Origin of the sequence: Pararoseomonas baculiformis (assembly GCF_017813395.1) — a bacterium.
Taxonomy (GTDB): Bacteria; Pseudomonadota; Alphaproteobacteria; order Acetobacterales; family Acetobacteraceae; genus Roseomonas; species Roseomonas baculiformis.
On sequence record NZ_JAGIZB010000031.1, the window covers coordinates 1 to 14,261 of the forward strand.

The window sequence follows — 14,261 nt, forward strand, 5'->3', positions numbered from 1 at the left end:
CGCTCCAGCAGAACCCGATGCAGCCGGGCCCAAACCCCGGCTGCGTGCCACTCGCCCAGCCTCCGCCAGCACGTCTTGCCGCAGCAGCCCAGCTCGGTCGGAACCTCATGCCATTGGATGCCCGTCCTCAGTACGAACAGGATGCCAGCCAGGGCCACGCGATCCGGTGCACGCGGTCGGCCACCTCTCGGCTTCGGCCGATCCCGCGGCAATAGCGGTTCCACCACCGCCCAGAGGTCGTCAGCAACGAGGAGGGCCATCCCTCCTCAACGCCTCAGCCCGAGTTTTGTCCCCAGCTTTAAGGATGCCTGCGGCCGATCCTTTCCAGCCCACTGGTACCGCGCCGGCTTCGACAGCTTCTTGACGGTTCCGTCGACAACCCCTCGCTTGAGCCATGCGCTGACCTGATACCAGATCTCTTTGATCACGACCTGTAGGCCCAGTCGCGCAGCCCGATGGACATGATGCGCCAGGGCTGTTCTGTGAGCTTGTTCCAGGCGTCGCAGCAGTGGTCGACGATGTTGTCGTAGGACCGGAAGACCCGGTTGGAGAGCCAGTTGTCGCGCATGAACTGCCAGACATTCTCCATGACGTTGAGTTCGGGGCACTTGGGTGGCAGCGGCGCGAGTGTGATGTTGGGTGGAACCGCGACCTTGTCGGAGAGGTGCCATCCGGCTTGGTCGAGCAGCAGGACGGCGTGCGCTCCTGGCGCCACCGTGGCGGCGATCTCGGCCAGGTGCAGGTTCATCGCCTCGGTGTTGCAGTGAGGCAGGACCAGGGCCGCGCCCTTGCCCTCCTTGGGACAGATTGCGCCGAAGATGTAGGTCGGTTCGGGGCACTGCGCCGAACGGGCGCTGGTCCTGCGGAGCGCTGGGCCGGGTACCGCGCCTGGCCCAGCGGCGGGTGATCTTGTTCTTCTGTCCGAACCGGGCTTCGTCGGCGAACCAGATTTCTAGACCGGAGGGCTGGACACCCTTCTCGCGCGCGATCTTATCCAGCGTTGCGGGGAAGGTGTTTTAAAAAGCTCGACCGCGCCGTCAGCCTGGGCGTGGTGGCGCGGCCGGGCGGAGAGCTTGCGCCAGCCCAGAGCGCGCAGCTCCCGGCTCAGCGTCTGCTTGGCGATGCTGACCTTGTGATCCTCCCAGAGCCACTGGCACAGATCGACCAGGCGCCAACGCACCACGCCATGTACGGCGGGCATCGGACCGCTCTCCAGCACGGCCGCCAGCGCTGCACGGTGAGCGTCCGTCAGCCGGGAGGGCTGGCCAGGAGCCTTGCGGTCAACGAGGCCATCGGGACCGGCGCTGTTGAACTTCAGCACTCAGTCCCGGACGATCTGCAGCGTCACGCCGCCGATCTTGGCCGCCTCGGTCCGGCTCGCACCATCGTAAACCGCAGCCAGCGAAAGCAGGCGCCGGGCCTGAGCCGCATCCTTCGTCCGCCGCGCCGCCACACGCAACCGAGCCGCGTCGAAGTCACCGCGAAGCGGAATGGCCATGACGAACCTCCACCGTTCGCCATCTTGAATCACAATCCGGCCCCGTGGGGGAATCCCCCACGAGAGTCATGGTCTCAGAGACTTGGTACTATGACTTCGTCGAGGACCGCACCCGGGATGGGCGCAGGTTCCGCATGCTAAATGTCGTGGATGAGTTCACCCGCGAGTGCCTGGCCATCCGGGTAGGCCGACAACTCAGGGCCGCCGACGTGATCGATGTGCTGTCCGACCTGTTCATCCTGCGCGGCGTGCCGGGTCATGTTCGTTCGGACAACGGGCCCGAGTTCGCCGCCACGGCCGTGAAGGGCTGGATCAGCGGCGTGGGTGTCAGGACGGCGTTCATCGAGCCCGGCAGTCTCTGGGAGAACGGCTACGTGGAAAGCTTCAACGGCAAGCTCCGGGACGAGCTGCTGAATGCCGAGGTGTTCAACACCCTCGCCGAGGCCAAGGTCCTCATCGAAGCATGGCGGCGGCACTACAACACCGTCCGCCCGCACTCCTCGCTCCACTACCGCCCGCCCGCACCCGAGGTGCTCCTGCCATCACCTCTTCCGTCTCCCGCGGGCCATCCACCCACCAGCTCAGGACAGGCCGCAGCCATGCTCCATTAAAAATCTGCCTGGACCCCATCGTGGGGCTGGTCAGGGTGGTGCGGCCGTTTCTGCAGACGGTTGAGGCGCGCGTGACGAACGACCCTCGCTACGAGGACATCGCCCGCCATATCGCTGGAGGCCGCCCGCCTGCCCTCGGCGGGATGATGCGCCTCCTGGGTGCCGCAGCTGGGCCCTTCCGCTCCGCCGAGAGCCCCCTTGTCACGACATTCCGCAGATATCTCCGGTCTGCCCCCTCCCCGTTGAACGGCGCGCTCCTGCTTGATGGAATTCTTACCGCCTCGCTGGGACGTCTCGCGCGCGCCAGGAACGACGCCGCCCATCTTGAAGATCCGACTGAGGCCGAGCAGGCCACTGCATTTGGGCTCATGATTGACGGAGCGGGTCCAGGCCTTTTACTCAAGGCAGTTGGCATCGCGGGCTGATCTCCATGCACCTCGGCTTTTCATCGCGACCGCATGGCCTGAATAGCCTTATGGCGCGCCGTCGCCTGCGCGCGGCAGCCAGAGCGCCCACAAAACAATGGGAGGGCTAGCCGATGGACGATGAGCAGACCGCGGTTGAGGCTGCCCATTAGGTGTCGCAGGTCGCCTTCGATAGGGAGCCCACGGACAGCGACTGGGGTTTCTGTGCCTACGGCGACGCGCCCGCAGCCATAGGTGGCGGCATGAGCGCGTTCTACTGGTTCGCATCACGCGAGGAGATGCTCGACTTCATCGCGAGCCACTCTCTCTACATGAACCCACCGCGGAGCGACTTGAACCTCAATGCGGTCGAGGAAGCCCTTAATGTTCTTGTCGGACGAGTGCGCGACCGTCACCTCGACGACACGGCTGCGCTACCGGCGCTGAACGAACTGCTGAGGCATGCATCGCAGTTCACTTGGCTCGGCACGTTCCGTTCGCTCTGCTATGGCGAGACGGAGGCGGCCCGTCAGATCCCTAACGAGTTCTGGCGGCAGGATAACTCGCCGGCTGAGGTGGGAAGGGACGAACTGGAAGATTTCCGACAGTTCCTGTATGATTACGCTGTCCGCTGATGCTGACGGTTAGGACACTCTGACCTCAGTGCCATCATGGCCACGGCAGCATGTCACTTTGCTCGGTAAGGACGAACGCACTTGGACAACGCGAATCCCGGCAATCCCGAATTGCCTCCGCTCCCTAAGACGGAGGATCTCGAGGCGGTGCGCCGGAAGGCGAGGAAGAGGAAGGTGCCCCAGCTCCAGGTGGACGCGTATGGCCGGCTACCTGGTGTCGGCGACTTCAAGATCATCGACGTCAGCGGCACTGCCCACCTCGAATGGCAGATGCAGGACGGGGCGTGTAAGCGCTTCAGTTTTGATGAGCTCAGCCGGAATCCTGGCCTTGCTGGCGAACGGCTGGAGGTGGGTTGGCTGGTCGCGAACCTCTGGCTGCTTCAGGGTCGGCGTGTCCGGGATTCCATTCCGGGCCCCAACGAAGCCATGCGCGAGAGCGCAAGGTTCTTCGACGCTGAGGATCGCTGGCGGCATTGGGCACAGGTGCCTGCTGGTCACATGATTTTCTGACAGCGATGGACTGCGTTGCGTGGACCAGCTTGACGGCGCAGGAGGCCGTTGGCGGGTCCGCGGTCACGCGAGCCGGACGTACTCCGGGCGTCCAAGGTCGAGCATGCGGTTGAGTGCGCGGACGGCGATGCCCACCTCGGTCGCACGGCGCCTGTCTGTGCGCGAGCGCAGTCCGCTGTCCATAAGCGCCGAACCAGGACCCCTCCGATAACCGATCTCAACCCACTGATCTCAAGTAAGATTCCGGCCAACGGGTGGGCTCCCGATGAGCGCCGATCGGGACCCCACCCTCACGTCAACCTTCTGTATTGAATCAACACCGCAAACCGGTTTTGGGCAGGGTCCCGATTCAGCGATTCTTCACACTCTGCGATGAGGCTCACGAAGTAGCTCCCCGCGAGGCCACTGCCGACGAAGAGCAGGGAGCGGCGGCGGAACACCTCCGAGAAGACGCGCCGGAATGATTGGCTGGAGTTGATGGCGTGCTGTCACTGCTGGTGCCCGACGAGGATCTCGTCGAACAGCGAGGGCGCAGTCGGCTCCCCACTCTGGCTGGCGGCAGAGTCGCCGCAGACATGGCCCTGGATGTACCAGACGATCGGGGCGTCTAGCGCGTCGAGCGAGCGGAGGACCTGGACGCAGTCCTGCGGCGACCTGCCGAGCAGGCGTGGCTGCTTCTCTCTCCACTGCTGGCGGAGCGCGCGCGGGACCACGTCGTCATAGTTGGTCGTGACGACGAGCGGCCAGGAGAACGAAGCGAGGACAACCGCCTGGGGCGGGAGCGCCGGGAAAGTGGGGGCGTGCAGCGCGGCTCGGATCCGGCGGCGCCTCTCCTCGGCAGGGAGGAGCCGGAGCCACGCGGCCACCCGGTCGGCGACCCGGTACAAGCCCTCGGGATCGGCACCACCAGGGACCGACGCGGCCCCGACGCCGAACTCGGCGTAGAGCGCGTCGATGAATTGCAGCCAGCTCCGGCAGTGTGGCCGGCTCAGGCCCGCGCCGACGAAGGGAACAAGGCGGCCTGCTTCCCGCGCGGCATGGAGCCCGGGCAGGACCTCCTCTAGCTCCTTCGTCGTGCCGAGGACCGTCACGCAACCGACCTCCCTACCTGGCTTTCGCTGCCTCGAACGGGCTGCCGACCGGAAGGTGCGCGGCGTGCAGCGCGGCGCGGACCGGATGTTCCCTCGAGGTCCTGCCATCTACCCTTGCCGGATCGGTAGTCCGTGACCGCAGGAGCGTCCATCAGACCGTAAGGTCCACGAAGATCTCGGTGGCCTTCCCCGGCTCACCCACTACCGATACGCCGGTCCTAAGGAGGTCTGCACCCTGGCGCGCGGCGCCGGCACTGAAGTCGAACGGCACGCGGCGCTCGGGCATCCAGTGCCCGAAGCCGTGGTCCAGCAGGACCTCCATAGCGCCGTGCTCCGCCGACTCGAGCCGCAGGCGCCGCGCGTGCGGCAGCCCGCGGCGGTCGGCGGTCTCCAGGTGGACGTCGAAGCCAGCGTGCCCGAGGACGGCCTTGAGCACGTCGTCCCGGGTGTTCAGGTTCGGCCAGTCGTCCCGAAGGCCCGAGGACATGCCCGAACGGCGATCGTACCGGTCTGAGAGCGTCATCAGCTGCAGCGGTAGTCGGCGCCCCGCGGTGCGCGGCACCGGTGCCGCCGCCAGGACTGAGTGCAGCATGCGGACCACAAGGGGCGAGAACAGGTAGCGGTCGCCGTAGGCGATCCGCTCCACGCGAGGGCTGCGCGCCAGCCAACCGGAGACGGCGGGAAGGCGACCGATGGCAGCCCAGAACCGCTGTCCGAAGCCGCCGACCGGGCCGTCGAGGTCGGTCCCGACCGAGAGGCGGTGCATCGTCGGACGCAGGCGCTGCACGATCGAGGCGAGGTCAGCCTGGCCTCCCTCGCACACCGGCGAGGCTGGAAGCGACGCGCGCACGACGGCCTCCGGAGGTTGAGCGCTGACCGACGCGGCCTCGGCGTCGAGCGTCGCCCACGCCAGGCATCCCTGGCGGCTACTGACCGCGGCGAGGAGCGTCCCGGGACTGGGCTCCGCGCTCCAGGCCGCCAGCCGCACCGTGGGGCCGGCCCGGTCCACCAGGGCCTTCAGGGCGACCGCGTCCTCGAAGGAGAGGGCCGCCATCGTCGCTGGGGCAGCGAGCAGCGTCACCGCTCGCCCGTCGCGTCCCAGCCGCTCGAGCAGCGGCGTCGCCCACCACGGGATCAGGTCCCACTCGCCAGGGCGACCGTGGAGCAGGAGGTGCAGTCCCGCAGCCGGGCGCGACGCCATCGCGCGCTCGACCTCCAGCGGCAGGGGAGCCGCAGCCACGCGCTGGTCCGCGGCCTCCGCGAAGAGTCGCGCGCGGGCCGGCAGCACGAGGCCGGCGAGCACGGCGTCCAGGGCGGCCGCCGCAGCCCGCCGGTCCAGCAGGTCCACGACGCGCCCCGTGTCCCTGCGGACCAGGCATGAGGGGCAGGCGCTCTCGCAGCGGGGGTTGCTGCACTGCAGGACCTCCCTGGCTCGCCGCAGCAGGTCGGTCAGCTCCGCTCCCGCGCTCGTCGCGTATCCGGCGCCGCCCGGCGCCGTGTCGAGCAGGAAGACCGACCACCGCGGCTGCTCTCCCGGCTCGGGAAGCCGGTCGACGTGCCAGCCTACCTCCTCTCGCTCGACCCCGAGCCGGCGGCATAAGGCCTCGCGGAGCGCCACCGCGACGGTCGTCGCAAGCGCCTCGTCCTCTAGCGCGGCGAGCTGCAGCTCGAAGAGGTCCGTCTGCCTCTGGTACCCGAGGGCGATGTGCCGCTGCACCGCGAAGCCGCGGTCGGGACCGTCGCACTGGGGCCGCCGCCGACGATGGCCGCGCAGCGGGGCGTGCCGGGCGAGGCGCGCGGGGAGCGCGATCGGAGCCCCCTCCCTCGCCTCCGAGGCCTCGGGCTCCGCTCTCCCGCATGCAAGGCAGAGCGCGTAGCCGTGGCCCGTCGGCCCCCGGCTGAGTGCCATGATCGTGCCTTCCGAGCTCGCGCGTGCGCGGCCGAGGTCCGGGTTCTCCAGGGCGGTCCAGGACGTCCCGCGGGCGGACACGACGGGCCTCGGCGGCGGGACGAAGGCCACGGAGTCGACCGCGTTGGACGGCGGCTCGAGGAGGTCGGTCGAGAATCCCGGCGGCTGCAGCACCCGTTCGCTCTTGATCGTTGCCGACCCGCAGGCGCTGCAGGCCTCCGGCCGGCGCGGCGCCGAGCCCGCGGCGCCGCACCCGCCGCAGCGCCAGAACCACCGAACCGCCTGGACCTCCCTGCTCTCCTCCTCGCTCGCCGGCCGCTTCCAGTTCAGCGTCACGCCGGCGGAGCGGTACGCGATTCCGTCGACGACGACGTCGGCGCCCGGCGCGTACTCCCGAATGGCCATGTCGAGCTGTCGGGTCGGGAAGCGTCGCGCGCGCGCGCCTGCGTCCTCTCTCTCCCGCGCCGCACCCCGCTCCTGGTCCGCCGGGGACAGGGCCACGAACGGCACCACGTCGGTCGGGAAGCCGTGCCCCGGCAGGAAGCCGGCGCGTGCGAGGTCGCCCAGGAGGAACTCCCCGTCCATGCGCTTGAGCTGGAGCTCGATCGCCCGCCGCGCGGCCTCGATGTCCGTCGCCTCGAGGTCCTCTGCCAGCGCCTGCCGCTCCGCGAGCCAGGCCTCGGCTCGTGGCGAAAGTGCGTCCGCACTGCGCTGAGCGACGTCAGCCACCCCCGACAGCGCGGTCCTCGCGAGGAGCCGAGGCAGCGCCTCGCTGACGACCTGGTCGTGCAGGGCGTCGGCCCGCAGCCAGCCGACGAAGCGCTTCCACGGCGCCGCGTCTCCAGCCTCCGGGCCGAAGAAATCCCCGGCCTCCAGGAGCAGTCCGTTGGCGTCGATCAGGCGCAGGAATCGGCCGAGGAGGAGCGCGTTGACGTGCCGCTGCACGAGGGGTCGGCTATCCAGCGCGACCCGCGGCGGCGCGATGGCCTCGCGGAGGGGCGCACCCGGGGCGTCGAAGGCGTGCCAGCCGAGCGGTGTGTCGGGGCAGTAGGTGAACGCCACGGAGAGCGACTCCCCTCGGCGCCCCGCCCGCCCGACGCGCTGGCGGTAGGAGGCGGGCGACGGGGGGACGTTGGCCATGGCGACCGTGGTGATCCCGCCGATGTCCACGCCCATCTCCATCGTCGTGGAGCAGTTCAGCACGTTGATGCGGCCCGCCTTGAAGCGCTGCTCGTAGTCCCGGAGCCTGGACGGGGGCTGCTGCGCCGAGTGCTCGACCGTCCTGACGAAGGGCGCCCGGAGCGCCGCACGGTCATGCAGGTCCGTCCACAGCCCGCGCCGCCTCAGGGCCGCGACCGCGGGGTCCTCACCGAGCCAGGCCGTCGTCTCGTCGCGGGCGTCGCTCCCGTCCTCGCGCCTCAGCCAGGGGTGCGGCGGCCGCGGCAGGGCCAGGCGCTCGCAGCTGGGACGCAGGGGGGCGGGGTTCTGGGTGACGTAGGGGGTGACCCCGCGGAAGCAGCGGTCCAGCACCCTCCCGGTCACGGGGCAGAGCCAAGCCTCACGCAGGGCCGAGAGGTGCGTCCGTCCCAGGTCCAGCCGCAGGCCGTCGACTCCAGGGGTGCCCAGCCCCGACGCGACCCGCCACGCCGCCTCCAGCGCGTCGTTGACGCCGTCCCGGGTGGCGCTGTCGTCGAGGTCGAGGCGGAGTCCGTCCCGGAGGAGGAGCACTGGCCGGCTGACGCGGCCAGCCGCGCCGCGCAGCATGGGCCAGCGGCTCTCCTTGCGGGTCGTCGGGCCGTCGTGGCGGGGCGGGAGGAAGGTCCGAGTGCGAGCCCTCTGGCCGGTCCAGCGGGCGAGCCCTTCGTCGATCTGCACCGCAGAGTTGGCGCGGACGAAGAAGTTGACGGTGAGGTACAGGAAGTCCTGCCAGTCCGCGAGCGTGGCGCCCCGATCCCGGAACAGGTCCGGCATCGAGGCTTCCGAGAGCCCGTCGATGGCGGGATAGCGCAGCGCCGCCAGTCCCATTGTCTCGAGGTTGTTCGCGCGCTGCGGCCTGCGAAGGAATTCGGTCACGAGCTGCAGCCGCGCGAGTTCGCGCGGCTCGGCGAAGCGCCGCTCGATGCCGCGCCACATCTCGAGCAGGTCGGCTTGGTCGGCGTTCGCCGCCGCAAGGTGGTCGAGGAGCGACGGCCAGGGGAGCGAGCCGCCACGCTCGAGCTCCGCCAGCCGCGCGCGCTTCGCCTGGACCAACCCCGCTGCAGCGCCGCCTAGTGGCTCGAGTATTGTGATCTCCGACCTGAGGTTCGAGGCCTCGGCGGCGGCGTGCGGGTCTCCGTCCTGCACTGCGTGGTAGACGAAACCGCGGACGTAGGTGCGCTCTGCCTCCTGCTGGCGGAGGGCCGCGAAGCGTGCGGTCCCCTGCCGGTTGTCTGTGAAGGTGATCAGCTGCCGCCCCGCGTGGGGGAGCGCGGGAGCAGCCGGCGGCCGTGGGGGCGCGGCGTCCAGCAGCACGTCCACTGCGGTGCCGACGAAGAACGGTCCGCCCAGCCGGATCGGGCGAAAGAGCGTCCCTCGCGCGTTCCCGCCCCCGCAGCAGGGACAGAACTCGTGACCGTAACGCGCGAGGCGGGCAGTGCCGGGACCGGCCGCGTCACGTACCTCCCCCGACCTCGGGTCGACGCTCAGCTGCGCTCCGCCCGGGTGCCCGGTCGGCCCCACCACGAAGGGCATGGACGGGAGCGGCCGATCCTCGGTCGCCTCGTCCTCGGGGTCCTCCTCGACCTCCGCCTCGAGCCTGAACTCGTCCAGAGCGGCCTCGTCGAGCCGGCGCTCGACCCTCGTGAAGCCCGCGTCCATGGCGGCGTCCAGGAACGGGGCGCCGCAGTCGTCGCAGAGCAGGACGCCCAGGGTGCGACCGCCGCAGGCGTCGCAGGCCGGGCTGTCTCGCTCGAATACCTTGCCGAAGGGCCAGTCGGGGCCGTCCAGCTGCGTGCCCGTCCTCCCGCAGCAGGACGGGTCGATGCACGCCCAGACGCCGCTCTGGGCCCTGTGGAACAGGTGGAGCCGGAGCGGGAGGAAGGGACTCCCGTCCCGCCCGCGCGCGGCGATGCCCCGCTCCAGCAGCTCGTCCGCGGATGCGGGAGCGACGGCCCGGCGCGCCTCCGACAGGGTCGCGGGGGCCTCGGCCAGGAGCTGCCGGAGTCGGACCGCGGCTGAGTCGGCGGCGAGCCCGCCGTACCCGCCCTGCTCCAGCTCGGGTACGAACCGGCGCCCGAGCACGACGGAGACGCGCTCCTCAGCGGCGCCCCCGAGGTCGGCCAAGAAGCGCCGGAGCTCGCGCGCGACCGACGGATCCCCCGCGCTCCCGAGGGTCGCTGACGTCGCGACGAACCGGACCTGCTCGGGCGCCACGCCGAACGCGTGGAGGGTGCGGCGCAGGAGCAGCGTCATCTCCGCCGCCTGCGACCCGAGGTAGGTGTGGGCCTCGTCGAGCACGACGTAGCGCAGGCGACCGCGGGAGGCCGCGAGGATCGGTGCGTCCTTGCCCCGGAGCAGCATGTACTCGAGCATGGTCGCGTTGGTCACCAGGACGGGCGGCGGCTCGCGCCGCAGGCTGGCCCGGTCCAGGACCTCCCACGGCCGCTCCGCCCGCCTCGCGAGCGGCAGCTCCTCGGGCGTGTTGCCGTTGTAGAGGCAGAACCGCACATCCCCCCCGAAGGGCGCCGTCCAGTCGGCGAGGCGGTCCTGCTGGCTCGCGATGAGCGCGTTCAGGGGGTAGAGCAGCAGCGCCTGCACGCCGACGAGCCGCCGCGCGGTCGCCCTCTGCCGGACGAGGTCGTCCAGGATGGGGACGAGGAAGCTCTCGGTCTTCCCCGAGCCGGTTCCCGCCGAGACGAGCACGCAGCGCGCGTCCTCCTCCTTTAGCGCGCGCCATGCCTCGACCTGATGCGTGTAGGGCCTGAGGGTCCGTGGGAGGGTGTTCCGCGCCCGCCCCTCGGCGGCGTCCAGCGGCTCCGCCTCGGCCAGGGCCGCGACGGTCTCGGGGTGCAGCAGCCCCTGCTCGGAGAGCTCCTGCAGCGTCGCCGGAGCCGGCTCGTGCCCGAAGGCCGCCTCGAGGACCGGGTCCGCGATGAGCGAGCCGGTCGCGCCAGCCGCGCAGGAGAGTCGCACCCGCAGGTGCTCGCGCAGCGCTCCGTTGACGATGCGGCTGCGGCCGATCGCGGCCTCGGCAGCACGGGACGTTAGGGTCTGGACAAGCGAGGAGATGCGCGTCTCAGGCATGAGCCTCAGTCTCGAGGTGGCGGGGCGAGCGCGCGATCTCCCGCTGCAGCGCCCAGCGGAAGCGGCGATCGAATTCGTCCTCCGCGGCGTGCCGGCAGAACCTTACGGCAGCGACGAGGCGTGGCGGCACGGAGCAGCCGTCCACCGCTCGGCGGGCGGCGAAGGATGCGGCACTCACGCGGAGGGCAGCCGGGAGGTTCTGCCAGTCAGACTCGGCGAAGACCCCAGCCGCCCAGGAGGCGTCGTCCAGCACCGGCCCGATCCAGGCGTCGAGCGCGGCAGTTAGGGCGGGCTGGAGAAGCGCGCCGAGGCGCGGCTCGCCAGGCGCGTGATCGAGTTCGAACGCCTCCCGCACGTACCAGGCGGCGCCGGCGACGGGGGGACACAGCAGGCAGGCCTCCTCCAGGCGGCGGGCCAGCACCTCCCTGGCCAGCACCGAGCCCGCGACCGCGGTCCAACGCTCGAGGAAGGCGGCCCCGGCCGCGCGCCAGGCGCTTAGGGGGACCATAGCCCAGGCGATTGGCAGCTCGTCCTCCGCCCCGGCCAGTCGCGACAGCCGTTCTTGGTCCGCCCTGAGGAGCCAGTGCGGCAGCAGCTCCGGTACGGCAGCCGCGGCCTCGAGCAGGTCGAAGGAAAGCGCGGGCGCCAGACTGCCCGCCCTGTCGAGGGTCGCGTCCAAGATCTGCCAGTCCCCCTCGGCATGCTCCGCATAGGGCTCCGCGGCGACCTCCCGGAGGCGCTCGGCGAGGCCAGCGCTCCTTGCCTGCCGGTCCGACTGAGCGATGATCGATGCGAGGCCTGCGACCTCGGAGGCTCGAGGTGGCGCCGCGTCCCAGACCCTCGGCCTCACCCGTCCCGCAAGCGAGCCCTCCCCGACGACGAGCCACGGCCCGGGCTCGTCCGGCCCGGGGAGGACCCATCCAGCCCCGCCGTCGTGCAGGGACCGAAGGGCGTCGGCAGGCCGCGGGAGGCTCAGCACGGCAAGTCCGTCCCCGTCCTTAGGCTCCGCCGGCCGGCCGTCGAACCCCATCAGCGAGGCGCGCATCGAGGTCCCATCGAGGTGGAGCTGAAAATCACAGGCGGCGATGCGGAGCGGCCGGCCCGGTATGCCCCCACGCAGCACCTCGAGCTGGAGCTCGGCGTCCTGAGAGCGCGCGGTGGTGCACAGGCGGCGCAGGGTCCGTCTGATGCGGGAGAGCGGCATGTCACCGATGAAGGCGGCGCTGAGCCCGAGGCGGACGCCTTGGAGCAGCCCCTCGGCCACGCCGGCGAGCCGCGCCGCAAGTTCCGCAGGCTGCTCGCCGCCGTCGGCGGCCCGCGCAACGATCGTGTCGAGGTGCGAGAGAGTGCATCTTGCCCCGGCCCGCATCTGGCGGCCGTCGGGTCCGGAGAAGCCCCCTGCCGAAAGCGGCACCCTAAAGCGGTGGCGCACCTCGGTCGGGTCGGAGGAGCCACCGAGGCGTGTAACCACCGTGAGGTCGGACGGCGGGAGATCGGCGAAGTCGACCTCGACACGCGCGCCATCCTCCGTCCGCTCGAGGGCGCGTCCCGCGTGGCCCTCCACGGCCAGCAGCACCTGCGGCATGCCCTCAGCGGATACGACGGCGCGCCGGCCATCGCGAACGACCAAGTCCATCCGCGCGCAAGCCGGCAGCACGAGCAGCCTCCAACGGTCCAGGATCTCGTTCCCGTCGACGAGCGCCACGTCGATTGTCCCGGGGCGCCAGCTCTCGGGCCGGACGGCGTTCCAAACGTTCCCGGCGCCCGCGCGCCGCACGAGCACTCGCGAGGACGGGCCCGCAGAAGAGGAGCCGACACGGGGCGCCCCGAGGCTGACCAGCGGCGCCAGGACCGTCCAATCTGGACGCCGAGCGTCGATGCTGAGGCTCGCCGCCCGAGCCTGCCGGCCGCCCGTGGCCAGGCTGATCCCGATGCTGTCGCCGGCATCGCGCCAGACCGCCCGGCCGGCGACCTCGTAGACGAGGCGTCCGGTTGCCTCGACCTCTCCGACTGCCCTGGCCTCCCCGCTCAGCACGGTCAGGGAGCCGCTCCCCGGCGCCACCGCCAGGAAGACCCGGTCGCCTTCGACGGTCCGGCTGCCGTATCCCGCGTGCAGGAGGAGGCTAGCCTCCCCGCCGACGGCGTCCCCCTCCTCGAGTACCCAGGGGAGGTCGGCGAGTGCGGCGCCCCCCGGAAGCGGCACTCGGGCCCGTTCCCCCCCGTCCACGACGAGACGGACCGACACGGCCTCAGCTGTCGCGGGGACGGGCGTCCCAGCCATTGGCCTGAAGCGCCACCTTCCCTCGGCTTCCCGCTCGGCGACCGCCATCTCCCGCGCCGCCGCCCCGTCGACCAGGAAGCGGACCCGGTCCGGCGGATCTTGAACCCCGAAGGGCGGCATGGATATCAGATCCGCCGGCAGTAGGCCCGGCCCGAGCGCGCAGACGGCGTGGCGCCACCCCGCCTTGGTCCGGACCAGGACCCTCCGGCAGAGTGCGGGGAGCACCTTCAGCGGCGGCGGCCCGACCCTCGGCGCCTCTAACAGGGATCCGATGAGCCGTGCGGCAGCCTCGTCGCCGAGGTCTAGCGGAAGGTCACGCCTCCACTCGGGGTGAGCCGAGTTGAGCAGCGAGACCGCCACTTGGCCGCTCGCCGATGGGGGCAGAAGCTGGCGCCATCGCTTCAGCTCGATGAGCAACTCGGCCGCCAACGCGAGGGTGTCTGCCTGTCGCCACGCAGGTGGAAGCTGCGAGGACCTCTGCTCGGCGAAGAGCTCTGCGGCGGCGGCGGACTGTGCGCCGAACTGGTCCAGGTCACGCTGGAGCTGGCGCAGGAAGTAGGAGAAATCCGCCCGCCCCATCAGCGAGGCAGGGATTCCGCCCTCAAGCACCAGAGACCCCAGGAAGCGGCGGCCGCGAGCGTCCTTGCGCAGGGGCCGCTGCCAGAATGCGAGGCCCCGCTCGACGAGGTCACGCATCGCTGTCTCGTCGAGCCCGCCCGGCATCTCCAGCGCGGCGGCGATGGTGTCCCAGGTCCATGGCCCACCCGCATGATGCCTCCGGACCGCATCGGCCGCGAACAGGCAGAACAGGGCGGCTAGATGCCTCTCGGTTCGCAGGCCAGTGCGGACGTAGCCGGTCAGGATCTCGCGAGCTCGGCCAGCCTCGGCCTCACTCAGACGGAGCCTGCAGAGTGGTACTCCCTTGGGCGGTTCGGCGACGGTCCGCGCGGAGCAGAAGTCGTGCGTCAGCCAGCGCTGCGCGAGAAAGTCACCTGCACTCATCAGGCCAGCTGTTCTTCTCCCGTTAGCATGATAGTCCCG

At 70.8% G+C, this 14,261-nt stretch carries 6 protein-coding genes and 2 pseudogenes; 3 read left to right on the forward strand and 5 right to left on the reverse strand.

Annotated elements, in window-relative coordinates:
• Together J8J14_RS21360 and J8J14_RS21365 are read right to left on the reverse strand one after the other, a co-directional pair.
• Positions 1-260, reverse strand: a 260-nt coding sequence (locus J8J14_RS21360; protein WP_209381585.1) for a transposase, incomplete at its 3' end; no start/stop codon positions are given.
• Between the two features lie 164 nt (positions 261-424).
• Positions 425-1,498, reverse strand: a pseudogene (locus J8J14_RS21365) (IS630 family transposase).
• An 83-nt stretch (positions 1,499-1,581) separates the two neighbouring features.
• On the opposite strand from J8J14_RS21365, the pseudogene J8J14_RS21370 reads away from it, so the two are divergent.
• The 3 genes and pseudogenes from J8J14_RS21370 to J8J14_RS21380 all read left to right on the forward strand — a co-directional run.
• Positions 1,582-2,109 (forward strand): annotated as a pseudogene (locus tag J8J14_RS21370) (integrase core domain-containing protein); the annotation flags it as partial.
• A 667-nt stretch (positions 2,110-2,776) separates the two neighbouring features.
• Positions 2,777-3,148 carry a hypothetical protein gene (locus J8J14_RS21375; protein WP_209381586.1) on the forward strand — a complete coding sequence of 124 codons (372 nt, stop codon included), beginning with the start codon at positions 2,777-2,779 and terminating at the stop codon, positions 3,146-3,148.
• Positions 3,149-3,229: 81 nt separating this feature from the next.
• On the forward strand, positions 3,230-3,658 hold the full coding sequence (locus tag J8J14_RS21380; protein ID WP_209381587.1) for a hypothetical protein: 429 nt from the start codon (positions 3,230-3,232) through the stop codon (positions 3,656-3,658).
• 488 nt (positions 3,659-4,146) lie between these two features.
• Here J8J14_RS21380 and J8J14_RS21385 read toward each other — a convergent pair whose 3' ends face one another.
• The 3 genes from J8J14_RS21385 to J8J14_RS21395 all read right to left on the reverse strand — a co-directional run bounded on the left by J8J14_RS21385 (position 4,147) and on the right by J8J14_RS21395 (position 14,222).
• A complete protein-coding gene (locus J8J14_RS21385) occupies positions 4,147-4,749 on the reverse strand; it encodes an SIR2 family protein (RefSeq protein WP_209381588.1) in 603 nt (200 codons plus the stop codon).
• 151 nt (positions 4,750-4,900) lie between these two features.
• Positions 4,901-10,939, reverse strand: coding sequence for a DEAD/DEAH box helicase (locus J8J14_RS21390; protein ID WP_209381589.1), 6,039 nt, complete (start codon positions 10,937-10,939; stop codon positions 4,901-4,903).
• Entirely contained in the window at positions 10,932-14,222 is a 3,291-nt protein-coding gene (locus tag J8J14_RS21395) for an STY4851/ECs_5259 family protein (RefSeq protein WP_209381590.1), read from the reverse strand. The genes J8J14_RS21390 and J8J14_RS21395 overlap by 8 nt, the downstream gene beginning before the upstream one ends.
• Positions 14,223-14,261 lie beyond the last annotated feature (39 nt).

What these genes read in the sequence shown, in the direction of transcription:
- J8J14_RS21375 (WP_209381586.1), top strand. Translation starts at nt 2,777, where the DNA reads ATGAGCGCGTTCTACTGGTTCGCATCACGCGAGGAGATGCTCGACTTC.
- J8J14_RS21390 (WP_209381589.1), bottom strand. Translation starts at nt 10,939, where the DNA reads ATGCCTGAGACGCGCATCTCCTCGCTTGTCCAGACCCTAACGTCCCGT.
- J8J14_RS21395 (WP_209381590.1), bottom strand. Translation starts at nt 14,222, where the DNA reads ATGAGTGCAGGTGACTTTCTCGCGCAGCGCTGGCTGACGCACGACTTC.